Origin of the sequence: Bacillus sp. YC2, from assembly GCF_019891195.1 — a bacterium.
Taxonomy (GTDB): domain Bacteria; phylum Bacillota; class Bacilli; order Bacillales; family Bacillaceae; genus Bacillus.
Window position 1 is genome coordinate 240396 of the sequence record NZ_JAHXDO010000005.1, and the last position, 19517, is coordinate 259912.

Genomic DNA, 19517 nt, shown 5'->3' on the forward strand with positions numbered 1-19517 from the left:
GGGGCTTTCCCCTGCGGGGGAGGAACGGGCATGGATAAATTACAGGAAATTATAAGTGACTTGTCATTGTGGCATTTAGCTTCAGAAGAGGAATTGAAGCCACTCGATATAAATGCAGGGCCTTGCTACATCATCGAGCAGAGTTATGTCAAAGACATAATGATCGGCTTCATGAAAAAGCAACAGTCAACTATAGAGGAACACCAGCGCCAGCAGGACATTGCGGTCAATCAATTCCGGCAGACTCAGGAAGATATACAGCGGTTGCAGGCGGAGAACAAGCGTTATAGAGAAACCCTAAAAATATACGCAGATGAGAATAGCTACAGAAGGACATTGCGTTTATCAGAGTGGAACACGGTTGAAATGGAAAAGAAATATGGCGATTTTAACCCTTCATTCATGGAAGTAGACAGAGGGCAAACGGCCAGAAAAGCATTGGAGGGGGCTGCGGAATGAATAACATCAAAATCCGGTATGCATTCCGGCATAAGGAAACAGGTAATGTCGAATTGAAAACGTACTCTATCAGTCAACTTGAAGAACGCCCGGCGCGCGAACTGTCTCCTGTCTTTTGTGAAGAGTTCGGTTACGAGCTGATCAGCCGCGATTTATTTGCCGGCACGAAGGACAAAAACAGCAAGGAGATTTATGAAGGCGATGTTGATTTGACAGACGATGAACCAATGATTGTTGTCTTTAAAGATGGCCGGTTTGGTCTTAAATTCCCCGATAATCATGCTTATTTTGACGATTGTATAGCTTGGGAAGAATGCGAGATCGGCGGCAACGTATATCAAAATCCCGAATTGTTAGGCGGTGCAGCAGAATGATGCCATTACAAGTAGAACTGCAACGGAACGTGAAGGCCACAAAGGACGAAGCAATGACCGTCGAGCAGGCGGCCGAGCTTTTGAAGGTTCACCCGGATTACATCCCGACGCTGGTCGCTCGGTCTGACGATCTAAAAATGATCGGCGATACCATTATCGCTAAACGGGATAAAACAAATACTTGGCTGGTCGGGGCATGCGTGGCGCTCATCTTCTTCGCTATCTCTGTGCTACCGGGAATGTTGGGGATGACGGGATGATCAAGCAGCAACTGGGACTATTCAGAGAAATCATTGTCGATAACTTCGCAGGCGGAGGCGGGGCCAGTACCGGAATTGAACTGGCTACCGGGCTATCAGTAGACATTGCGATTAACCATGACCCGGCGGCCATCGCCATGCATCAGGTAAACCACCCGGATACAGAACATTATTGTGAGTCTGTTTGGGAAGTAGACCCGAGGGAAGCAGCCAAGGGGCGGCCGATTGGTTTAGCCTGGTTCTCGCCGGACTGCAAGCATTTTTCAAAGGCCAAGGGCGGCAAACCCGTTGAGAAGAGCATCCGGGGGCTTGCATGGGTAGCGGTCAGGTGGGCGGCAACGGTAAGCCCGCGGGTGATCATTCTTGAAAACGTGGAGGAATTTCAGACGTGGGGGCCTCTTGGGAAAGACGGAAGGCCGGACCCGGACAAAAAGGGGTATACGTTCCGTTCTTTTGTCAGAGCGTTAAACAGACACGGATATAAAGTGGAATGGAAAGAGCTGAAAGCGTGCGACTACGGCGCCCCGACGATACGAAAAAGGCTGTTCTTAATCGCTCGGCGGGATGGGAGGCCGATTTTATGGCCCGAGCCGACACACGGTGACCCCAAAAGCGCAGCAGTGAAATCCGGGAAGCTTAAACCGTGGCGGACTGCCTCCGAGATTATGGATTGGTCACTGGAAACACCGTCTATATTCACCAGAAAAAAGCCTTTATCTGAAAATACAATGCGCCGCATTGCCCGTGGCATCCAGCGGTTTGTCATTGACAGTCAAAAACCTTTTGTTATAGGGGAACGCGGTAATTCACTCATTCAAATGGGATACGGTGACCCAGAAGGCCGGCGGGTGCTCGATTTGAAAAAGCCACTCGGCACCATAACAGCAGGCGGCAATAAGTTCGCCATTGCCACAAGTCACTTGATCAAGCTCCGCGGCACATGCAGAGACGGCCAAACAGTGACGAATCCAATGCCTACAATAACGGCGGGCGGCATGCACGTTGGCGAAGTCAGGGCTTTCCTGACGAAATATTACGGTTCAGATACGGGGCAGGCTCTCAGTGACCCTCTGCATACAGTCACCACAAAAGACAGATTCGGCCTGGTCACGATTAAAGGCGAAAACTATCAGATTGCTGACATCGGAATGCGGATGCTTCAGCCTCATGAACTATTTGCGGCGCAGGGATTCCCGACTAATTACGTGATTGATAGGGATATAAACGGCGTAGCGTATTCGAAAAAGAAACAGATTGAGCGATGCGGCAACGCAGTTCCGCCGCCCTTCGCCGAGCAGCTTGTCAGGGCAAACCTTCCTGAATTCTGCGTAAGTGAACATATGACCAAATTTACAAGATTAAAGGCAAATTAGGAGGGAAACCACTGTGGCACGCTCACCGTTAATCTGGTTCGGCGGCAAAGGACGCTACGCTGATCACATCATAAATAAAATGCCCGCCCACAAGGTGTACGTCGAGCCTTTCGGCGGCGCGGCTCATGTCATAGCAAACAAGCCGCAAATAGGTCATGAAGTGTATAACGACATTGACGGCCATGTAGTAAATTTCTTGATGCAAGTCAGGAAGGATCCGGAGGCCATGCAGAAAGCTTGCGAATCCATTCCGTACAGCCGGGCGCTCTATGAAAAATGGAAAACTGAGGATTACCCGCAAGATGATTTTGACCGGGCTGTCAGGTGGTTTTATATGAATCGCTCCGGCATTAGTAAGGGGAACGCGGAGGAAGTACCGCAGACAGGATGGAGGCATAGCACACAAAGTGGGCAGAACCCTGCTGGGGGATACATAAGCGCCTGCGCTGCCTTCGAGTCTTTCGCCAACCGCATGAAGGGCGTCATGATCGAATGTAAGGATTTTCGCAACATCATCGAGAAATACGATAGCCCGGATACTCTGTTTTATGTGGATCCGCCATATGTTGGCCGTGAGCGGTTTTATGCTGGCGGCTTTACCGAAGAGGATCACCGGGAACTGGCCCGGCTGCTTAATCAGATTAAAGGGAAAGTGGTTCTTTCTTATTACGATGATCCTTTGATACTCGAGATCTACCCGAACTGGGAGTCAGAAACCTTTTCCGCATACAAACAGGTTGTCGGCGGATCCGGAAAAAGCCGCGGAGCTGAAGAATTATTGCTGTTTAACTATAAAATCACTCAACTCAGCTTATTTGATCAGGAGGGAACCCTATGCCAACAACAGAGCAATTGAAACGAATGAACGACATAAACGACGTGGTCAAGCTTATCGCAAGCATTGATCATCGTACATTCTACCGCAAGTCAAAGGATCGCATAGCGTATTTCAGATTTAAGAAAAAACTGTTCTTCGTTGATGATTACACAGGGGATGACGTTTACCCATATGAAATGGGATACGGTAGTCCAAACGGTTTTTCGCATGGAGGCAACATGTGGCAACTGGTCAACAGCTTTAGAAAGTTCATCATAACAGGGAAATCTGGCGAGCTGAGGGATTATAAAGAAATATGGGCTTACAGCTATGAAGGATGTATGAAAATCCGTCAGAAGGCGAAGGAGATCGGTTTCATTGAAAGTGTTGATTACCCCTACAGCTTTGATGAATGGGCGGATAGTAAATGATCGAATACCACTGCCCGGACTGCGATTATAAGAAACTTGATTTAGAAATCCGCCCAGATGCACGCTGCCCGAAATGCGGCTGCAGCATGGGCGTTGAGGAGGAAATAGCGTGAAAATAGGGAGCATCTTATCATCAGAAAAAAAGCCATGTGCAGTATGCAATAGACAAACTGGCGCGTATAAAATCTATGAACAATCCAACATAGCCATAAAAATACCAGTGTGCGATACAGAAAATAGAAATTGTTTGCAGAAAGTAGACGTGAAAGACATGGCTTCATTCGCTTTAAAAGTGATCAAAAAAGATATTCAGGAGGATGCGCAATGAATCTACAAAAAATGTTTGAAATGCAAAAGGTGCTTGATGATCGGATCATCAAAGAAAAGCGGCTTGAGGGGCAGGACTTGCTGCCGAACCTCATTCTTGCTCTACAGGTGGAGCTTGCCGAGTGTGCGAATGAATGGCGCGGCTTTAAGCATTGGAGTAATAATCAGCAGCCGAATCTCACTAAAAAAGTAAATTGTGTTGATTGTTATGGTTCAGGCGATAAGAATGTTCGATTATTAGCAACGCCAAGAGTTACCTGCCCGGTATGTCATGGATCTGGAAAAGTTATAGACTCTTATCCGTTGCTTGAGGAATACGTGGACTGCCTGCATTTTATCTTGAGCATTGGGAATCGTCTGGATTATAACGACAGCGAAACAATAAATATTATTCTTTCTAAATATTTGAATATTCGAGGCATTTTAAACCCTAAGTGGTTGTTTTCTTCTCTTATTTCTACTGTTGCTTTTACACGTCAAAACTATATCAATTTGTTTATTAACTTTTTTACTCTTGGCAAGCGGCTCGGATTTACTATTGAACAGATCGAAGCGGCTTACATGGACAAAAACGCCGTCAATCATCAGCGGCAGCAGGAGGGGTATTGATGAACCACACAGACAACCCGATCATTTCAGCTGTCATCAGCAAACTAAACACACAACAGGAAAAGGGGCTTGCCAAGTACGGCCAGCCCGTCCAAGTTAATGCCTACGATCTGCGCGGATGGTTGCAGCATGCACTTGAAGAAACTCTTGATCATGCAGTCTATTTGGAAGCGGCTATCCAAACGTTGGACGACAATCAAAATATCAAAGAAGTCATCAAAGGATTCAATGAAATGAGGGCTACGAGGGAAGACATCAAGAGGCTATATCATCCCCGCCATTACGGAGGTTGGGATCATGCAATGGCACATTTTGAAGAGATTCTTAAATCAGCTCAATTATTGAAGGGGGAAGAACAATGAAATTCTATGAAATCAATAACCCATATTACGCGCTTCTCAAAGCGGAAGACAAGGCCGAAGCCGAGAAAATTTACATTGAGAACGTCGCCGACACGGACGATTACGATAATTTTCAAGACGAAGAAATCCGAGAAGTGGAACGAGACTATGCGCTCATTATGTATTCATAAACGAAGGGTGAAGATGGGGAGCTTATGTCTTACACCTATATTTCAGGAACTTTCAACAATCCGGACATTGAAGTTCTCATATGGGACGGTTCGCTCCTATGACAAAGACAAAAATCACAATCAAAACAAGCGATAAGGTTGAAGTCACACGGGAACAGGCGCGGGCGATTGAGGAAGGTATAAAATGCTATGAAGATCAGGGTCTTTTGAAACGTGGAGATCGACTATATAGGCTTTTTGTTTTTGAACATTGGAGAGTGAAGAATGGGAAAACCGATCCGTGGGAAGGCATATTCGAACCATTAAACAGCATGTCCGCTGATGACTTGAATATGGCGCTTTTAAAGGGATATGTGATTAAGGAGGGCGCGGAGTGATGCAAGTACCTGACAATATAAAAAAAGCCATAATCTACGGCGGGCATTACTACAAACAAGCAATAGCATTCGGCGATGAAATACGCGACTGGATGGAATCAAACAACATAGATAGCGATTATGTACAAGATCAGTTAATTGATTGCATAGAGAATGGTTCAAATCAATGGCAATACTTTTTAGAATTCCTTGAATCTAGTGATGAACATGCGCTAAATGAAGGATCGGACGATTAAGGAGGGGGCGGAGAATGAATAAAAAACCTGTGACGTCAGTCAGAGCCGCAAGTGTAGAAGAAGTGTGTGAAAGAATACAAGAGGCGTATAATCTGGGATTCATGATAGAGGTGTATCAATTTGCGGAAGCAGGCGGAGCCTATAACCCTAACTTGTTTATGGTTGATCTGTTTATGCCTGTGAAGGAGGGCGCGGAGTGAGTAAATTTGTCGTTTTGAAAGCGGATGACATCAAAGATCATTTGAATTGGGGTGAACGAGCTGTATTCCGGACGTTAATTGAAAAAGTGAGGATAGGCAGAGAAGCCGAAGGGAAAGCGGTTAATGATTATGCCGTTATCAACCGGGATGAACCCTATATCAACGAGGTAACGGACATTATGAGAAAACATGGACATTGGGAGGGCGCATAATGCCGAAAGTGAATGGAACATTAATCCGATACTATTGCGACGACTGCGAGGAATGGACATTCTTAGAAAGGCCTGCCAGCACGTCCGAAATTTATTGCCCTTTTTGTGGAGATCAAACTCTTGCGATAGATTCTGACGATTTAAGTTTACTGGAAGAGGCGATGAAGGAGGGCGCGGAATGAAAAATTGTGAATTGATTGAGATATTACGTGAATTTGATCCGGATGATAAAGTTTTCATATCGCTTGGAGAAGAATTTCAAGAGTGGTTCAAAGTCAGGGCAGGTTACACGGAGGGACAAATAGTTATAGAGGGATAAGGAGGGCGCGGAATGAATGATGGAATAATCGGAGTCATATTCTTCCTGTTCCTGTTTTGGGGAGTTATAGTTTGGTGGAGAAATTATTGAGGGGGCGCGGAGCAATGACGGAAAACGAAGAACTGCAAGAAAGATGCTTCGAACTGGAAACGCGTAATGAAGATTTAGCGCGGACGGTTGAAGAACAAAACAAAATGATCCGGGGGCAAAACTGGCGAATTCTGTTTTTCGCCCTCTCTTGGGTCGTGTATGGCATTGTGAGTGCCGTGAATTATTTCTGGGGGTGATGGAATGATTGAATTTACACGGCCTGTGCCTATGAAGAAAACATGCACGATGCACCCGGACAGTAAAGCGGTAAGATCGGTGTCGTTCACTGATGACAACGACAATTCCACAACAATTACACTTTGCGCATTATGCTTAACCGAATTGGAATTCAAAGCTGCAACCGAACTAAAAAAATACATTGAGGAAATAGGGGATATTAACTGGGGGGGAGAATCATGAAAAAGCTATTCAAATCAATCATTCTATCGGCAATATTATTTATTGGAGCTGTGGCCGTTGCGCCGTCTGCTTCCGCCGCATGGTCCGGCTGGCAAAATGAATCCGGGTACAGTGCCCGGGTATTTACGGATGCAGCGACTTACACGGCCGGCGCCTCAACGGTGGACTGGAAAGCCGAGAAAAAAGGCTCAAGCACACTTTATTATACGGCCGGCGTATACAAGAAGCGCAGCGGCGGCGGGCTGACTGACACAAAACTGGTGCAACGGGGCAGCTTCAAAACAGCAACGCCTCTGAAATCATTCAACGTGAAAACGATCCGGAATAAGACCGGGAAAGGAACCTATGTCATCCAGCTGGACTGCTATTCTGATTCCGGCAAGCGTAACTACATCGGAACATTTGAATCAGCAAAATTCATTGTAAAGTAAGACTAAATTCAAAGAAGAATCGGAGGAAAATACAATGCTACAATTAACAAAAGAACAGGCTGCGGCTTTTGAGAGCCTACGGAAAAGTGTTAGCTTAGGAAAATGGGAGGGAGAATGGGCCCTGTTAAACAGCCTTGATCAAGTAGAGCTTGCGACTGCCCTCGCTACTAACCAATATGAGATTTTAAAGACGCCCGCCGATGAATTTGAAGAGGCTTTTGACGCAATTCGGGAAGAGGCTGAAAATAAAAGCCCCGAGGCCGCAAGTTACTTGGATGAAGTGAACGGCTTTTGGGAGCAATATAAAGAGAAAGCCGGCCTTTAATGGTTTGGTAACCCTATTGAACCTAGATTATGGTAAAATATAAGCATATGAAGAGTTAAAAAAGAGCCTGCTGGCATTACGCAGCCAAGGAGCTTAAAAATAAATACGTCCAAGACGGAAAGCCTGCGGACACTGATCATTGCACAGAATTTTTCTGCGCTCTGGTTGGTGTCCGTTTTTTTGTTCTCAGGAGGGATAACATGAAGCAGAAGAAAAAGGAGCCAGATAAAAACGTTTCTGAGCGATCGGATCGCTTTTGGCAACGGATGATGGGACAAAATATGCAAACTCTGAAAAGAGGCAAGGGCGGCGCTTTAAGGCGCAAATAAAGGGAGTGTTTGGTGTGAAGTATGGATTCGCTTATCAAAATGGAAAAATCATAAATCTTTTGTGCGGAAAAGAAGATTTATTTGAGGATATGAAAAGTTTTTTGATGGAAAAGTGCAGCCTGACAATTCAGGAAGTATCTAAAACCGAATATCTGACAGAACAAAAAAAGAACGGCTGGAACGAGAAATATTCCATTTGCGAACAAAAGGGGAGTTTATAATGTCTGATCAAATGATGGCGTGGGAAATCGAAGAATGGATTCGTGATTATAATTTTATGCTGCGGGAGATCAGTCGATTAAGCCGCATTCTCAACAAAGTGGAGTTTGCCGGGCAGAAGCTTGTGGCTACTTACGGCGACGAAGCAGGAATGCCGAGAGGATCAGCCGGAATAAGCCAGGCGGAATTACGTCAGATGGATCGTCGGGAAAAGCGGCTCCGGAAATATGAAACAATCGTTGATTTTCTTGAGCGCTCTACTGAAGAAATAGAGGACGAAAAAAAACGGATTGTCTTTGATTGCATGTTAGAAGGGATGAAGTTTCGTGAAATCGCGCTGCATCTTGGCGTTTCCCGCGAAACAGTCAGACGCATTAAAAATGATATTGTGTGCCATTTGTGCCAAATGTGCAAAACGTGTCAGCTTTTGCAATTGTTGAATCAGATAAAATCAGCAGTGTAAACTGGAAGGCAGGACGGGGAGGCGAAATATTTCTGCGTCCCCACCAATTTCATATAGTGATCATAAAGTTCTATGCCCTTATTGTGTGTAGGTCTTTCATTCGACAAATTTCGCAAATTGTTCCATTGTCATACTCTTTCACCGATAATAAGGTGGGGAGGTGATACGACTATGACAGCATACGCACCCGAAAAATACTTAATTCATTTTGTGAATGGTGAAGTGGAAGAACTACCAAATGACACTGCCAGTGATTTGCTCGTTAGATTAGCTAAGGGTTCTCAATGGGTAAGAATCGGCGGGAAACTTGTTAATTTCTCAAATGTATTAACTGTTACGCCAGTAGGCGAAAAGGAACCAGAAAAACTAAATATATCTTTATAAGAAGCATCCTTCGGGGTGCTTTTTTTGTTCCCTGTAAACTGCTTCCGGTAAGTCTCAGGATAGACAATTGGCGGTTAACGGCTTGAGCACGGTGGCGGTTTAGAGGGAATATCTTTTTCCAAAACAACTCAATTCAAAAGGAGGCGGCGGTGGATGTAGATGGCTGAAAAGCACATTCAGGCGTATAAGGATTACGCCAAAGGCATGAAATACAAGGACCTTGCCGAGAAGTACGGGGTGTCAGTGAACACCATTAAATCGTGGAAGCAGCGGCATGGATGGGAACGAAAAAAGGGTGCACCCACTGAAAAAAGGGTGCACACAAAAAAGGCAGGCGCCCCACCCGGCAATAAAAATGCATTGGGAAACAACGGCGGCGCCCCGGAGAGAAATCGAAACGCGGTTTCGCATGGATTCTTCTCAAAGTATCTGCCGGAAGAAACGCTTGAAATCATGGAAGAGATTCAGGAGCGTTCCCCTGCTGATATGATATGGGATCAGATTCAAATACAATATGCGGCCATTATCTGGGCGCAACGCATTATGTTTGTACAGAATAAAGACGACCTTGCAAAAGAGCTTAAAAAGGCGAAATACACTTATCTTCCAGAAGAGGACGAAGAGGGCAACGAATATTTTGAAAAAACTGCCACTGAAGAAGAGTTCGAAATACAATTCGCATGGGATCGTCACGCAACATTCCTGAACGCTCAATCTCGGGCAATGGGTGAGCTCCGGAGTCTGATTAAGCAGTTTGACCAACTGGCGCATGAGCAAGATGAACGGCGCCTTAAATTGGAGCAAATGCGCTTGAATATTGAGAAGACGAAGAAAACTATTGATGGCGGCGACGGAAACACCAAAGAAAACGAGATCGCCACAATGTTGCAGAGATTGGTGAATGACAATGGAACTGAATAAAAAGCAAAGGGAAGTTTGGGACAGCTTTATAAAAGAGCAGCCTAAAATTTTAGTGTGCAGCGGAGCGAAGAGGGCAGGAAAAACATTCGTGCTTCTTTTAACGTTTCTTGCTCATGTTAGCAAGTATCAAAACATGGGGCTTTCTTTTATTATTGGCGGGGCAACTCAGGCGGCCATAAAACGAAACGTCTTGAACGATTTAGAGATGATTCTCGGAAAAGAGTTGAGGCTCGACAAGTCGAATGCCGTTGAGATATTCGGAAACCGCGTTTATTGCTTTGACGGCGCCAATGCTGATTCATGGAAGAAGGCCCGGGGGTTTACCTCAGCTGGCGCATTTCTTAATGAGGCAACGGCCCTACATGATTCATTCGTGAAAGAAGTTATTTCCCGGTGCTCCTATAAAGGTGCAATGGTTATGATGGATACCAACCCTGAAAACCCGATGCACACCGTCAAAACGGATTATATCGACAAGGACGGACAGACATTGAAAAGTGGTAGGGTGAACATCCGGTCATTCCATTTCTCGCTGTTCGATAATAATTTCCTTGATCCTGAGTATGTGGAGAGTATCGTGGCATCGACGCCCAGCGGCATGTTTACGGATCGGGATATACACGGTTATTGGGTGGCGCCTGAGGGAGTCATATATAAGGACTTCAATAAGGAAATTCACTATATCAGCTCCGAGGAATTAGAAGAAAAAAAGGTCAACTTCACAAAATACTTTGCTGGTGTTGACTGGGGATATGAACACCCGGGGTCTATTGTCGTAATCGGACAAGATGACCAAGGGTGTTTTTATTTGCACGAAGAACATGCCAAGCAGCATGAAGAGATTGACTACTGGGTGAAGGTGGCGAAAGGCGTGAAAGAGCGGTACGGCAATATCAATTTTTACTGTGATACAGCGCGGCCGGAACATATTGTCCGTTTCCGTCGGGAAGGAATCCGGGCTATCAATGCTGATAAAGCAGTGGTGTCCGGCATTGAAGAAGTGGCGCGGCTGTTCAAACGAAACAAATTATTCATCGTGATGGACAAGGTGGAGCGCTTCAAGAAAGAAATATTTATGTACGTCTGGAATCAAAAGACTGGCGAACCAGTTAAGGAATGGGACGACGTGCTAGACGCGGTTCGATATGCCTTGTATACACACAACAAACCAATGAGACGAAAAGAAAAGAGGTGATCACTTGAACGAATATATCGGTCTTATCAAACAAAGTGGAATTAGCGGGAACATTATAAAGATGCTGATAAAAGATCATGCGCCAGTCAGGGAGAAAATGCTGAAGTTGTATGATCGGTATAAAGCCGAAGCGTCTGGCGTGCCTATTCTTGTTCGGAACCCGATTGACTATGGAAGCTCAGAAAACGAATTCTTTAAACGTGTGGACAACAAGGTCAATAATCGCCTAAACAATGCATTCGATGCTGAGATTGTTGACACAAAAACAGGATACATGTTTGGTCATCCTATTGCTTATGAGACGGATAATGAGAAATTAAAAGGTATGATTAATACTTTTAATATCCGCAATACCATTGATGACGCTGACTCTGAATTGGGAAAAGCGTCGACTATTTGCGGATATGGCAGTCGCCTTCTTTACATTGATGAAGAAGGAAATGAGCGGCTCCGCAACATTGATCCGTGGGAATGTATTTTTCTTGCAGTAGATGATATAACCGAGCCCACTTTCGCTTTACGGTACTATCAGGTTTTTGAGTGGTCAGACGAAAAGAAGGTAAAGGTGTATCGGGCTGATTTTTATGATTCAAAGTATATCTATTCGTTTAAATCCTTAGATAAAGAGAAGTATAAATTTATTGAAGAGCGGCCGCATCTTTTTAATGGCTGCCCGTTGTTCGGTGTTCCGAATAACAAAGAGCTAAAAGGGGATGCAGAAAAAGTGCTCTCGTTAATTGATGCTTACGATCGTACGCTTTCCGATGCATCAAACGAAATAGAACAACTTCGGCTGGCGTATCTCATAATTCGGGGAGTTGGAATTGACGAGGATACTGAGGGAAAGCTGAAAGAATCCGGTATCATGCAATTCTTCGACAAAGACGATGACGCAAAGTTTCTAACCAAAGAAATAAACGACACTATGATTGAAAACCATTTGGACAGGCTGGAAGAGAATATTTTGCGTTTTGCTAAAACAGTAAATTTCTCTGATGATAAATTTGGAAATTCAGCAACTGGCGTGGCGCTCAGGTATAAACTTATGGCACTTGAGCATAAGGCCATTACGATGGAACGGAAAATGACAGCGGCATTCCGTTATCAATACAAGATTCTCTGTTCGGCATGGGCCGAAAAGGAAAGAGTTTACAAAGATGACTATTTAGACGTGTGGTTCCAGTTTAAAAGGAATCTACCTGCTAATATTCTTGAAGAGGCACAGGCATCTGCTCAGCTCAAAGGACTGGTGAGCGAAGAAACGCGGCTTGCTCTTTTATCATTTATTGATGATGTCCGTTTTGAGATTGAGAAGATGGAGAACGCAGTGTCAGCTTATTCATTAGATGATGAAGAACAGGAGGTGCAGTAGAGTGAAACAAGATCTGGATGAAGAATTTAGAATCAATGGATTATTGACGATGCTCGGAATTACTGCAAATCACCAGCTCACTGAATTTGAAGAGGTGTATGCTGAACTTAAAGCGACTCTTTTCAAGAGGGAAGAATCTCATACGAAAAAGGCTTCAACAAAAGGAGAACCAGCGATTTTCCCCAAGATATATACACAAGGCAAGTAAACGCGCAACTCATTCATGAGGGGCTTTTTTTATTTTAGGAGGGACAATATGAAATTTGGTCAAGCTTTGGATTTGATGAAGCAAGGTGAAAAAGCGTTTCGTTCGGGTTGGAATGGTAAAGGGATGTTTGCTGTTTATCAAAAGGGTTATCCAGAAGGTATTCCTTGTAACAAGCAAACGGCTGAAGCATGGGGGATGAATGAGGGGGATTTATTTAAAGTCCGTCCATATCTTCAGTTAAAAACCGCACAAGGTGACCATGCTATGTGGGTTCCTAGTGTTTCTGACATTCTTGCAGAGGATTGGGAGATCATTAAGTAAAGTCGCTAACGCGGCTTTTTTTATGCCTTTTTTTCGCGTTGTAGGCGTTAAAGAGCAACCGAAATACTTTTGAACTTGTTAGGGGCTTCGGCAACTGATAAGGGCAAGGAGGACACACAGAAATGAAACGATTAAACACGGGTAAGTCAGTCAGTCCGTCAATGAATTTCATGAAAAAAGAAAGGCTGCCACTGCGTATTAACCTTCAGCATTTTTCCGAATCTGGGGGCGCTGCCGATCCAACACCGGGAAGCCAGCCAGTGGCAGGCGGAGTTGGTAATGACCCAGCACCACAGCCAAGCGGCGGAGAACTCACGCTGGATGCAGTTCAAGCTTTCTTAGAATCAAATGAAGAAGGCAAGAAACTACTTCAATCAACGTCCGACGCAAGGGTGACTGAGGCAATCAAGACATATGAGAAAAACACGCTGCCGAAGAAACTTGAAGAAGAGATCGCAAAGAGGTTCCCGCCTGAAACAGAGGAACAAAAGCAATTACGTGAGCTGCAAGAAAAATTTCAGAACCTTGAGCATGAGAAAACGCGGGCGGCATTGAGAAGCACAGCTCTTTCGATTGCATCCGAACAAAGCTTACCAACGAAATTGGTTGATTTCTTCATCGGTCAGGACGAGGATTCAACGGCGCAAAATCTCAATGTTCTTTCCGAAGCCTTGAAAACCTACCGTCAGTCAATCATTGATGAAAAATTCAAACAGGGCGGTAGTACGCCTCCACCATCAGGAGGAGCAGCGCCAATTACTAAAGAAGCAATTAAAAATATGTCTGAAGCTGAAATCAATCAGAATTGGGATCAAATCCAAGAAGTCTTAAAAGGACAATAGGAGGAAAAACAATATGGCACTTGACAACTTTATTCCATCGTTATGGAGCGCGAGGCTTCTGTATAATCTGCAAAGAACATTAGTATACGGACAACTGGGTGTAATTAACCGGGATTACGAAGGGGAAATCAGTAGCGCTGGCGATTCAGTAACAATCAATAATATCGGCCGTGTCAGTGTAGGAGACTACACTAAAAACAAAGATATGAAAAGTCCGGAAACACTTGATTCTAACAGCCGTAAACTACTTATTGATCAAATGAAATATTTTAACTTTCAAATTGATGACGTTGATAAAATTCAACAGAATCCAAAACTAATGGACGCAGCTATGCAGGAGGCGGCATATGCACTTAAAAATACTGCTGATTCATTTATTGCTTCCCATTATGTTGAAGCTGCTAACACTATTGGTGATGATACAAAGGTTGTTTCACCAACAAAGAACGATGCTTATGAATATCTTGTGGATTTGTCAGTAAAACTTGATGAATCAGACGTTACAGAGCAAGGGCGCTGGGTTGTTCTGCCGCCATGGTATGAGGGGCTATTACTGAAAGATGATCGCTTTGTAAAAGCGGGTAATATGTCTTCGGAAGAGCGATTGCTTAATGGTGTAGTCGGACAAGCTGCTGGATTTACAGTATTGAAGTCAAATAATACGCCTGTCTCTACTCCGGAAGGCGGAACGGAAAACCATAAGATTATTGCTGGTCACAGCAGTGCGTGGTCTTATGCTGACCAAGCGACTCAAGTCGAGGCGTATCGCCCTGAAAAACGTTTTGCTGATGCAGTCAAAGGGCTTCACCTTTACGGTGCAAAAGTTACTAGACCGGAAGCGCTGGCTGTATTGAGCGCATCCCGTCCGAAGTAGGGAGCTGTTCTTATGTGGATTAAAAATATTGAAACTGATGTTGTTTGGTACGTGACTGAGGATCATGCCAAGAAGCTGCTGAAAGGCGAGAAATTCGAGGAAGTGACTTCACCAATCAAGAAAACAGAGAAAAAGAAAAAAGACAAAGAGCCCGCCGATGATGAGGGCGGTTCTAATGTGAAAACGGATAAATAGGGAGGGTGAGCGGTGGATAAAGATTTATATGTAAATGAGCTTTTGAAGCCGTTAACTCAAAAGGAAACAATAACCGTTCGGAAGCTCAGGAAATTGTACAGGCAATTTGCAAAAGACTTTTTATCCGAGATCAGCGACATATACACCCGGCTTGATCAAGGGGAAGAACTGACATATGCCGACATTAACCAGTTTGGTGATCTTGAAAAGTTGCGAGAGCAAATAATGGCCCTCGCTAACCAGTTGGATAAAAAGGGCCGCAAAGAAATCATACGTTTGCTGGAAGACACCTATGATTTTTCGTATGAGTGGATGGCTGCGACCGTTAATAATGCGATTGACGACAAACTGAAAGATTCAACGCCTTCTTTGCCGCAACTGGTAGAAGAGACGCGGAAAAACGCTGTTTACGGCTTGCGGCTTGAGGAGTCACTTGAGCGTCACCGAAAACTCATAGTCAAAGAGATTAACGAAGCCATTGAACGCGGTTTTATTGAGGGTGAGCGTTACGTCGGGATAGCCAAGAAGGTGAACGCAGCTTTCGAAAGCTCGTTTTCCCGTTCAGTCACTATCGCCCGTACCGAAGCTCATCGGGTAAGGGAAAAGGCAACCCATACCAGTGCTGTTGATGCAGCGGCTCAGGGCGTTGTAATGGAAAAGGTCTGGAATAACGTTGGTGACGAGCGAGTGAGGCACAGTAAGCGAGCCAATCACCGAAGCTTGCAGGGGCAGCGGCGCCCGGTAAATGAGCGTTTTGATCTCGGAAACGGTGTAACGGCACAGGCTCCGGGACAGTCCGGAAGCGCTTCGAATGATATAAATTGCCGTTGCTTTGTGACATATGAAGTAGTAGGACTGAGGTGATTATGATGGAGTTATCAGAATTAAAAACCCGTTTAGGTATACCTGTTGATGATGAAACACAAGACGCGTGTTTGCAGATTGAACTTGATGATGCCATAGAGCATGCAGTTGATTACTGTAATAACCCTTTTACGAATAAAGAGGGAGAACTATTTTTACCTTCACCTATCAAAAAGGGCATTGCTCTAATGATTAAGATTGATCGGACAGGACAACCAGGAGTCACAGCTCATTCAATTGGTGGTATGAGTAAATCCTTCGCTAGCGAGGATGAAAAGTATCAGGCGGTATACAGACTTTGGCGGCCATACAAAAAACTTAAAGTTCTTGAATTGAAAAAGAGAAGAAGGTGCTGAATTGGCGAATCTCAGAATCAAGGATAAGAACCGTATCCCAAAGGTTGTAAAAGCTCTTGGAAATAAGAAAAGAAAAGTGCAAATCGGCGTGCTTGGCAACAGTGAGGCGGCCATGATAGCAGCTGTTCATGAATTTGGTGTGAAGATTAATGTCACACCTAAAATGCGGGCCTATCTTCATTCTCAGGGCCTGCATTTGAAGAAGGACACGCAACACATTGTAATTCCTGAACGCGCATTTATTCGGTCAGGTTGGGATGAAAACGAAGCAGAAATCATTAAAAAGCTTGACAAGTATCTGCTTCAAGCTGTCGAAAAGGGTATCAGCCCAAAGGCTATTCTTGCTGCCATCGGACTTGAAGCTAAGGGGAAAATGCAGAAATATGCTCGGGACTTGAGAAAGCCCGCGAACAACCCTTTTACTGTCCAGCAAAAAGGGTCATCTAATCCTTTAGTGGATACCGGCTCTATGATCGGTTCGATAGATTACGAGGTAGAGTGATGGGGAGACAATTCTATTTTCAGGACTTGATCACTGAATATGCTGTGCTATTCACTTTAACAACGCCCGCTGACGAAGGTCATTATGATGATTTAGGTAGATGGGTGAGCGGTGAGTCAGCAATTTCAGTTGAATCCGGCGCGCTTATTCCCCTGCCAACTCAATTGATCTATCAGTCTGGCGGCCGGCTCACGTCGTATGATCGACAGCTCTATATAAATAAAAACATCCCATTAAAATCAAGGATTGAATATGATGGCGTCACTTATGATGTCGAATCAAAGATACCTTACAGCGATTACGCCGATTTTGACAGCTATATTTTGAAGGCGGTGAACGGTCTTGCTTGATTATGAAAGAATTGTCCGCATTGTAATTGGGATGATTAAAGAGAAGACAGGTCATATCGTTATTGAAGCCGACGGGACCGGGAAACAGCCAGCTTACCCATTCTGCACCTACACGGTGACTTCTCCCTATCTATCGCAGCATAGGGGCGTTTATGAAGGGGGAGCAATTACAGAGGATGTTGATTTAGTGTTCTCTTTGACTTGGTGTTCAAACAGTCATCTGGAAGTCGTTTCCCTTGCCCAGCAAACGGCAACCTATTTCAAATCAGTTAAGGCTAAGCAGGTGCTTCATGATAACGGGCTGGCGTTCATCAGAACAGACGGTTTCGGCAATCGGGATACATTTATCACGATTGAGACAGAACGCCGTCATGGGTTTGATATGCGTCTTAGAATGCGTGTAATCCACGGTGAAGAAGACAACGAATATTTCGAAGGAATACAAATCAAGAATGAATCAATAGGAGGTTAAAAAATGCCATTGTCAGATGTTAAAGTGACGATTGATCTCGTCAAACCGTCAACGCTTATCGGCTTGGGTGTTCCGTTAATTTTAGTCAAGAACACGTCAGCTGACAGTGTTTATCGTGAATACGGCTCGCTTGAAGCGTTAAAACAGAATTACCCGGAGAGCTCTTCCACATATAAGAAAGCGGCCGCGATTTATGCACAAGGGGATTACGCCCCGCATAAAATTGCCGTCGCTTCTTTTGGTAAAGAGACATCGGGGGATGGAAAGGATAAGCCAGTAACAACATTTTCAGTGCGTAATGCACTAGAAGAATATTTTGATAAGGACTTTCACTTTGTTTTATTGGCTGCGGCAAATGCTGACGACCGACTGGAAGCTTCGAAATTCTTTGAGGAAAAAGCGTATAAATTCCTAGTTCTCAAGGTTACTGATGAAGCGGAGATTACCTCATACAAAGGCAAAGACCGGACTATAGTTTTTTACCACCCTCTGACGGACGAAGAGCCTGACGCGGCTCTTGTCGGCGCCGTTTCTTCTCGTACGGTCGGATCAGTTACATGGAAGTTTAAAACGCTTGTGAGCATCACTCCGCAGGATTACAAAGCGGATCAAATTGCCAATTTTCACAAATCTGGTGCGATTGTTTACGTCACAAAAGCTGGAATAAACCAGACGAGCGAAGGGATTACGGCGTCCGGTGAATACATTGACGTTCTGCACGGAAAAGACTGGGTCAAATTGAACATTGAAACATCTATCCAGACGGCCTTGTCTAACTCTGGAAAGATCCCGTTTTCTAACGAAGGTTTTTCACTGCTTGAGTCTCAGGTGACAAACGTTCTCCTTACAGCATTTACAAACGGTATCATTGCGGGTGATGAGGACGGCCAGCCGATTTACACCGTCAAAACAAAAAATCGCTCTGAAATCTCAGACGAGAACAGAAACAAACGATTGTATGACGGTTTATCATTTAGTTTCGAATTGGCTCAAGCCGTTCATGAAGCGAATATCACAGGGGAGATCATTCTCTAAGGAGGTTTTATAAATGCCAACATACACATACAACCCTATGGATGTTTCCGTCACTGTCGATGGGAAGATTGTTACGGGTTTCTCAGAGGGAACTATGGTGTCTTGCTCAAAGGATGAAGAAAATTTCCAAACCAAAATGAGCGCAAAAGGTGAGGCCAGCATGGCGATCACAAATAATAAACTAGGCACTGTTACCTTGACTCTTTCGCAGGGTTCCCCGTTTGTTGCAATGCTCAATAAATACGCAAACACCGGGAAACAATTTCCGATCTGGGTTAACTCTGCGGGATCGGTCAAAGAAAAGATCGGGGGAACAAGTGCAGCAGTCAAAAAGAATGCTGATGCTGAATTCTCTGACGAGGTCGGCGATCGGGAATTTGAGATTCAGGTATTTGATTACACGGTAGCATAATGGCTACCGTAAACAAAAGAAAATCGAACGCACAGAAGCAGTCTGAAAAGGCTGCTTTTTTAAATCTAAACAAACCACTAAAGGAGAGAAAACCAATGGCTAAATTCGGTACTCAAAAGAAAGTAACAGTAAAAGGCGTAGAATACACACTGCAACATCCGGGGGTAAAAAAATCAATTGAAATTCAAGACGAGACAATCAAATCAAACGGCGTTCCAAGCATCACAAAAATGTATGAATTATACATGGAACACGTGATTGTTGAACCAAAAGTAAACTGGGAGTTTTTCGAAGAAAACGAGGGAATTCAAGAGGTGATGCAAGAAGCTGCCTTGTTTCTTAACGGCGAAGAAAAGTAACCCTTTTTACAAACAAAAAGCAAGGGAAAGGTGGCCCATCTGGCGATTAGTG

Annotated in this window: 39 protein-coding genes and 1 pseudogene; all 40 read left to right on the plus strand. The window is 44.5% G+C overall.

Going from position 1 to position 19517, the window contains the following annotated elements; all coding sequences use genetic code 11:
* Positions 1–30 precede the first annotated feature (30 nt).
* Complete coding sequence (locus KY305_RS20000; RefSeq protein WP_262417701.1) at positions 31–459, plus strand: hypothetical protein; 429 nt, start codon at positions 31–33, stop codon at positions 457–459.
* Positions 456–833 (plus strand): YopX family protein, encoded by a 378-nt coding sequence (locus KY305_RS11055; protein WP_223062556.1) that lies wholly within the window; start codon positions 456–458, stop codon positions 831–833. Before KY305_RS20000 ends, KY305_RS11055 begins: the two co-directional genes overlap by 4 nt.
* Positions 830–1093 carry a YrzE family protein gene (locus KY305_RS11060; RefSeq protein WP_223062557.1) on the plus strand — a complete coding sequence of 88 codons (264 nt, stop codon included), beginning with the start codon at positions 830–832 and terminating at the stop codon, positions 1091–1093. The genes KY305_RS11055 and KY305_RS11060 overlap by 4 nt, the downstream gene beginning before the upstream one ends.
* A complete protein-coding gene (locus tag KY305_RS11065; protein ID WP_223062558.1) occupies positions 1090–2466 on the plus strand; it encodes a DNA cytosine methyltransferase in 1377 nt (458 codons plus the stop codon). The genes KY305_RS11060 and KY305_RS11065 overlap by 4 nt, the downstream gene beginning before the upstream one ends.
* 13 nt (positions 2467–2479) lie before the next feature.
* Positions 2480–3322 (plus strand): DNA adenine methylase, encoded by an 843-nt coding sequence (locus KY305_RS11070; RefSeq protein ID WP_223062559.1) that lies wholly within the window; start codon positions 2480–2482, stop codon positions 3320–3322.
* Entirely contained in the window at positions 3301–3714 is a 414-nt protein-coding gene (locus KY305_RS11075; RefSeq protein ID WP_223062560.1) for a hypothetical protein, read from the plus strand. The genes KY305_RS11070 and KY305_RS11075 overlap by 22 nt, the downstream gene beginning before the upstream one ends.
* 109 nt (positions 3715–3823) lie before the next feature.
* Positions 3824–4042: a hypothetical protein gene (locus KY305_RS11080; protein WP_223062561.1), complete on the plus strand. Its 219-nt coding sequence runs from the start codon at positions 3824–3826 to the stop codon at positions 4040–4042.
* The gene (locus KY305_RS11085; protein ID WP_223062562.1) at positions 4039–4650 is read left to right on the plus strand and encodes a dUTP diphosphatase; all 612 of its coding nucleotides are present in this window, start codon (positions 4039–4041) and stop codon (positions 4648–4650) included. Before KY305_RS11080 ends, KY305_RS11085 begins: the two co-directional genes overlap by 4 nt.
* Positions 4650–5012 carry a hypothetical protein gene (locus tag KY305_RS11090; RefSeq protein ID WP_223062563.1) on the plus strand — a complete coding sequence of 121 codons (363 nt, stop codon included), beginning with the start codon at positions 4650–4652 and terminating at the stop codon, positions 5010–5012. The genes KY305_RS11085 and KY305_RS11090 overlap by 1 nt, the downstream gene beginning before the upstream one ends.
* Entirely contained in the window at positions 5009–5182 is a 174-nt protein-coding gene (locus tag KY305_RS20005) for a hypothetical protein (RefSeq protein ID WP_262417703.1), read from the plus strand. Before KY305_RS11090 ends, KY305_RS20005 begins: the two co-directional genes overlap by 4 nt.
* 98 nt (positions 5183–5280) lie before the next feature.
* Entirely contained in the window at positions 5281–5559 is a 279-nt protein-coding gene (locus KY305_RS11100; RefSeq protein WP_223062564.1) for a hypothetical protein, read from the plus strand.
* Entirely contained in the window at positions 5559–5795 is a 237-nt protein-coding gene (locus KY305_RS11105) for a hypothetical protein (protein ID WP_223062614.1), read from the plus strand. The genes KY305_RS11100 and KY305_RS11105 overlap by 1 nt, the downstream gene beginning before the upstream one ends.
* Positions 5796–5809: 14 nt before the next feature.
* Entirely contained in the window at positions 5810–5995 is a 186-nt protein-coding gene (locus KY305_RS11110; protein ID WP_223062565.1) for a hypothetical protein, read from the plus strand.
* Positions 5992–6207 carry a hypothetical protein gene (locus KY305_RS11115; RefSeq protein WP_223062566.1) on the plus strand — a complete coding sequence of 72 codons (216 nt, stop codon included), beginning with the start codon at positions 5992–5994 and terminating at the stop codon, positions 6205–6207. Before KY305_RS11110 ends, KY305_RS11115 begins: the two co-directional genes overlap by 4 nt.
* On the plus strand, positions 6207–6389 hold the full coding sequence (locus KY305_RS11120; RefSeq protein ID WP_223062567.1) for a hypothetical protein: 183 nt from the start codon (positions 6207–6209) through the stop codon (positions 6387–6389). Before KY305_RS11115 ends, KY305_RS11120 begins: the two co-directional genes overlap by 1 nt.
* Positions 6386–6526: a hypothetical protein gene (locus KY305_RS11125; RefSeq protein ID WP_223062568.1), complete on the plus strand. Its 141-nt coding sequence runs from the start codon at positions 6386–6388 to the stop codon at positions 6524–6526. The genes KY305_RS11120 and KY305_RS11125 overlap by 4 nt, the downstream gene beginning before the upstream one ends.
* A 104-nt stretch (positions 6527–6630) precedes the next feature.
* The gene (locus KY305_RS11130; protein WP_223062615.1) at positions 6631–6813 is read left to right on the plus strand and encodes a hypothetical protein; all 183 of its coding nucleotides are present in this window, start codon (positions 6631–6633) and stop codon (positions 6811–6813) included.
* Between the two features lie 4 nt (positions 6814–6817).
* Positions 6818–7003, plus strand: a pseudogene (locus tag KY305_RS11135) (hypothetical protein); the annotation flags it as partial.
* 29 nt (positions 7004–7032) lie between these two features.
* The gene (locus tag KY305_RS11140) at positions 7033–7467 is read left to right on the plus strand and encodes a hypothetical protein (RefSeq protein WP_223062569.1); all 435 of its coding nucleotides are present in this window, start codon (positions 7033–7035) and stop codon (positions 7465–7467) included.
* 34 nt (positions 7468–7501) lie between these two features.
* A complete protein-coding gene (locus KY305_RS11145; protein ID WP_223062570.1) occupies positions 7502–7792 on the plus strand; it encodes an alpha/beta hydrolase family protein in 291 nt (96 codons plus the stop codon).
* 200 nt (positions 7793–7992) lie between these two features.
* Positions 7993–8121 (plus strand): hypothetical protein, encoded by a 129-nt coding sequence (locus KY305_RS20010; protein ID WP_262417704.1) that lies wholly within the window; start codon positions 7993–7995, stop codon positions 8119–8121.
* 14 nt (positions 8122–8135) lie between these two features.
* The gene (locus KY305_RS11150; RefSeq protein WP_223062571.1) at positions 8136–8342 is read left to right on the plus strand and encodes a hypothetical protein; all 207 of its coding nucleotides are present in this window, start codon (positions 8136–8138) and stop codon (positions 8340–8342) included.
* Entirely contained in the window at positions 8342–8803 is a 462-nt protein-coding gene (locus KY305_RS11155; RefSeq protein WP_223062572.1) for a helix-turn-helix domain-containing protein, read from the plus strand. Before KY305_RS11150 ends, KY305_RS11155 begins: the two co-directional genes overlap by 1 nt.
* Positions 8804–8974: 171 nt before the next feature.
* Complete coding sequence (locus KY305_RS11160; protein ID WP_223062573.1) at positions 8975–9187, plus strand: hypothetical protein; 213 nt, start codon at positions 8975–8977, stop codon at positions 9185–9187.
* 159 nt (positions 9188–9346) lie between these two features.
* A complete protein-coding gene (terS, locus tag KY305_RS11165; protein ID WP_223062574.1) occupies positions 9347–10108 on the plus strand; it encodes a phage terminase small subunit in 762 nt (253 codons plus the stop codon).
* Entirely contained in the window at positions 10095–11303 is a 1209-nt protein-coding gene (locus KY305_RS11170; protein WP_223062575.1) for a PBSX family phage terminase large subunit, read from the plus strand. Before terS ends, KY305_RS11170 begins: the two co-directional genes overlap by 14 nt.
* 4 nt (positions 11304–11307) lie before the next feature.
* Complete coding sequence (locus KY305_RS11175) at positions 11308–12675, plus strand: phage portal protein (RefSeq protein ID WP_223062576.1); 1368 nt, start codon at positions 11308–11310, stop codon at positions 12673–12675.
* A 1-nt stretch (position 12676) separates the two neighbouring features.
* Positions 12677–12883: a hypothetical protein gene (locus tag KY305_RS11180; protein ID WP_223062577.1), complete on the plus strand. Its 207-nt coding sequence runs from the start codon at positions 12677–12679 to the stop codon at positions 12881–12883.
* A gap of 48 nt (positions 12884–12931) precedes the next feature.
* Positions 12932–13204: a DUF2829 domain-containing protein gene (locus KY305_RS11185; protein WP_127010303.1), complete on the plus strand. Its 273-nt coding sequence runs from the start codon at positions 12932–12934 to the stop codon at positions 13202–13204.
* A 122-nt stretch (positions 13205–13326) separates the two neighbouring features.
* The gene (locus KY305_RS11190; protein WP_223062578.1) at positions 13327–14046 is read left to right on the plus strand and encodes a DUF4355 domain-containing protein; all 720 of its coding nucleotides are present in this window, start codon (positions 13327–13329) and stop codon (positions 14044–14046) included.
* Positions 14047–14059: 13 nt separating this feature from the next.
* Positions 14060–14920 carry a phage major capsid protein gene (locus KY305_RS11195; protein ID WP_223062579.1) on the plus strand — a complete coding sequence of 287 codons (861 nt, stop codon included), beginning with the start codon at positions 14060–14062 and terminating at the stop codon, positions 14918–14920.
* A gap of 12 nt (positions 14921–14932) precedes the next feature.
* Positions 14933–15115: a hypothetical protein gene (locus tag KY305_RS11200; protein ID WP_223062580.1), complete on the plus strand. Its 183-nt coding sequence runs from the start codon at positions 14933–14935 to the stop codon at positions 15113–15115.
* Between the two features lie 12 nt (positions 15116–15127).
* The gene (locus KY305_RS20255; protein ID WP_223062581.1) at positions 15128–15979 is read left to right on the plus strand and encodes a phage minor head protein; all 852 of its coding nucleotides are present in this window, start codon (positions 15128–15130) and stop codon (positions 15977–15979) included.
* 2 nt (positions 15980–15981) lie between these two features.
* Positions 15982–16335, plus strand: a complete 354-nt coding sequence (locus tag KY305_RS11210; RefSeq protein ID WP_262417705.1) for a phage head-tail connector protein — start codon at positions 15982–15984, stop codon at positions 16333–16335.
* A 1-nt stretch (position 16336) separates the two neighbouring features.
* Positions 16337–16837: a hypothetical protein gene (locus KY305_RS11215; RefSeq protein ID WP_223062582.1), complete on the plus strand. Its 501-nt coding sequence runs from the start codon at positions 16337–16339 to the stop codon at positions 16835–16837.
* The gene (locus KY305_RS11220; protein WP_223062583.1) at positions 16837–17187 is read left to right on the plus strand and encodes a hypothetical protein; all 351 of its coding nucleotides are present in this window, start codon (positions 16837–16839) and stop codon (positions 17185–17187) included. Before KY305_RS11215 ends, KY305_RS11220 begins: the two co-directional genes overlap by 1 nt.
* A complete protein-coding gene (locus KY305_RS11225; protein WP_262417706.1) occupies positions 17180–17659 on the plus strand; it encodes a phage neck terminator protein in 480 nt (159 codons plus the stop codon). The genes KY305_RS11220 and KY305_RS11225 overlap by 8 nt, the downstream gene beginning before the upstream one ends.
* A gap of 3 nt (positions 17660–17662) precedes the next feature.
* Positions 17663–18694, plus strand: a complete 1032-nt coding sequence (locus KY305_RS11230) for a DUF3383 family protein (RefSeq protein WP_223062584.1) — start codon at positions 17663–17665, stop codon at positions 18692–18694.
* Positions 18695–18707: 13 nt separating this feature from the next.
* Positions 18708–19106 carry a phage structural protein gene (locus tag KY305_RS11235; RefSeq protein WP_223062585.1) on the plus strand — a complete coding sequence of 133 codons (399 nt, stop codon included), beginning with the start codon at positions 18708–18710 and terminating at the stop codon, positions 19104–19106.
* A gap of 95 nt (positions 19107–19201) precedes the next feature.
* The gene (locus KY305_RS11240; RefSeq protein ID WP_223062586.1) at positions 19202–19465 is read left to right on the plus strand and encodes a hypothetical protein; all 264 of its coding nucleotides are present in this window, start codon (positions 19202–19204) and stop codon (positions 19463–19465) included.
* The last annotated feature ends 52 nt before the right edge of the window (positions 19466–19517 follow it).

What these genes read in the sequence shown, in the direction of transcription:
- KY305_RS20000 (WP_262417701.1), top strand. Translation starts at nt 31, where the DNA reads ATGGATAAATTACAGGAAATTATAAGTGACTTGTCATTGTGGCATTTA.
- KY305_RS11055 (WP_223062556.1), top strand. Translation starts at nt 456, where the DNA reads ATGAATAACATCAAAATCCGGTATGCATTCCGGCATAAGGAAACAGGT.
- KY305_RS11060 (WP_223062557.1), top strand. Translation starts at nt 830, where the DNA reads ATGATGCCATTACAAGTAGAACTGCAACGGAACGTGAAGGCCACAAAG.
- KY305_RS11065 (WP_223062558.1), top strand. Translation starts at nt 1,090, where the DNA reads ATGATCAAGCAGCAACTGGGACTATTCAGAGAAATCATTGTCGATAAC.
- KY305_RS11075 (WP_223062560.1), top strand. Translation starts at nt 3,301, where the DNA reads ATGCCAACAACAGAGCAATTGAAACGAATGAACGACATAAACGACGTG.
- KY305_RS11085 (WP_223062562.1), top strand. Translation starts at nt 4,039, where the DNA reads ATGAATCTACAAAAAATGTTTGAAATGCAAAAGGTGCTTGATGATCGG.
- KY305_RS11090 (WP_223062563.1), top strand. Translation starts at nt 4,650, where the DNA reads ATGAACCACACAGACAACCCGATCATTTCAGCTGTCATCAGCAAACTA.
- KY305_RS20005 (WP_262417703.1), top strand. Translation starts at nt 5,009, where the DNA reads ATGAAATTCTATGAAATCAATAACCCATATTACGCGCTTCTCAAAGCG.
- KY305_RS11100 (WP_223062564.1), top strand. Translation starts at nt 5,281, where the DNA reads ATGACAAAGACAAAAATCACAATCAAAACAAGCGATAAGGTTGAAGTC.
- KY305_RS11105 (WP_223062614.1), top strand. Translation starts at nt 5,559, where the DNA reads ATGCAAGTACCTGACAATATAAAAAAAGCCATAATCTACGGCGGGCAT.
- KY305_RS11110 (WP_223062565.1), top strand. Translation starts at nt 5,810, where the DNA reads ATGAATAAAAAACCTGTGACGTCAGTCAGAGCCGCAAGTGTAGAAGAA.
- KY305_RS11120 (WP_223062567.1), top strand. Translation starts at nt 6,207, where the DNA reads ATGCCGAAAGTGAATGGAACATTAATCCGATACTATTGCGACGACTGC.
- KY305_RS11125 (WP_223062568.1), top strand. Translation starts at nt 6,386, where the DNA reads ATGAAAAATTGTGAATTGATTGAGATATTACGTGAATTTGATCCGGAT.
- KY305_RS11130 (WP_223062615.1), top strand. Translation starts at nt 6,631, where the DNA reads ATGACGGAAAACGAAGAACTGCAAGAAAGATGCTTCGAACTGGAAACG.
- KY305_RS11140 (WP_223062569.1), top strand. Translation starts at nt 7,033, where the DNA reads ATGAAAAAGCTATTCAAATCAATCATTCTATCGGCAATATTATTTATT.
- KY305_RS11145 (WP_223062570.1), top strand. Translation starts at nt 7,502, where the DNA reads ATGCTACAATTAACAAAAGAACAGGCTGCGGCTTTTGAGAGCCTACGG.
- KY305_RS20010 (WP_262417704.1), top strand. Translation starts at nt 7,993, where the DNA reads ATGAAGCAGAAGAAAAAGGAGCCAGATAAAAACGTTTCTGAGCGATCG.
- KY305_RS11155 (WP_223062572.1), top strand. Translation starts at nt 8,342, where the DNA reads ATGTCTGATCAAATGATGGCGTGGGAAATCGAAGAATGGATTCGTGAT.
- KY305_RS11160 (WP_223062573.1), top strand. Translation starts at nt 8,975, where the DNA reads ATGACAGCATACGCACCCGAAAAATACTTAATTCATTTTGTGAATGGT.
- terS (WP_223062574.1), top strand. Translation starts at nt 9,347, where the DNA reads ATGGCTGAAAAGCACATTCAGGCGTATAAGGATTACGCCAAAGGCATG.
- KY305_RS11170 (WP_223062575.1), top strand. Translation starts at nt 10,095, where the DNA reads ATGGAACTGAATAAAAAGCAAAGGGAAGTTTGGGACAGCTTTATAAAA.
- KY305_RS11185 (WP_127010303.1), top strand. Translation starts at nt 12,932, where the DNA reads ATGAAATTTGGTCAAGCTTTGGATTTGATGAAGCAAGGTGAAAAAGCG.
- KY305_RS11190 (WP_223062578.1), top strand. Translation starts at nt 13,327, where the DNA reads ATGAAACGATTAAACACGGGTAAGTCAGTCAGTCCGTCAATGAATTTC.
- KY305_RS11195 (WP_223062579.1), top strand. Translation starts at nt 14,060, where the DNA reads ATGGCACTTGACAACTTTATTCCATCGTTATGGAGCGCGAGGCTTCTG.
- KY305_RS11200 (WP_223062580.1), top strand. Translation starts at nt 14,933, where the DNA reads ATGTGGATTAAAAATATTGAAACTGATGTTGTTTGGTACGTGACTGAG.
- KY305_RS11210 (WP_262417705.1), top strand. Translation starts at nt 15,982, where the DNA reads ATGATGGAGTTATCAGAATTAAAAACCCGTTTAGGTATACCTGTTGAT.
- KY305_RS11220 (WP_223062583.1), top strand. Translation starts at nt 16,837, where the DNA reads ATGGGGAGACAATTCTATTTTCAGGACTTGATCACTGAATATGCTGTG.
- KY305_RS11230 (WP_223062584.1), top strand. Translation starts at nt 17,663, where the DNA reads ATGCCATTGTCAGATGTTAAAGTGACGATTGATCTCGTCAAACCGTCA.
- KY305_RS11235 (WP_223062585.1), top strand. Translation starts at nt 18,708, where the DNA reads ATGCCAACATACACATACAACCCTATGGATGTTTCCGTCACTGTCGAT.
- KY305_RS11240 (WP_223062586.1), top strand. Translation starts at nt 19,202, where the DNA reads ATGGCTAAATTCGGTACTCAAAAGAAAGTAACAGTAAAAGGCGTAGAA.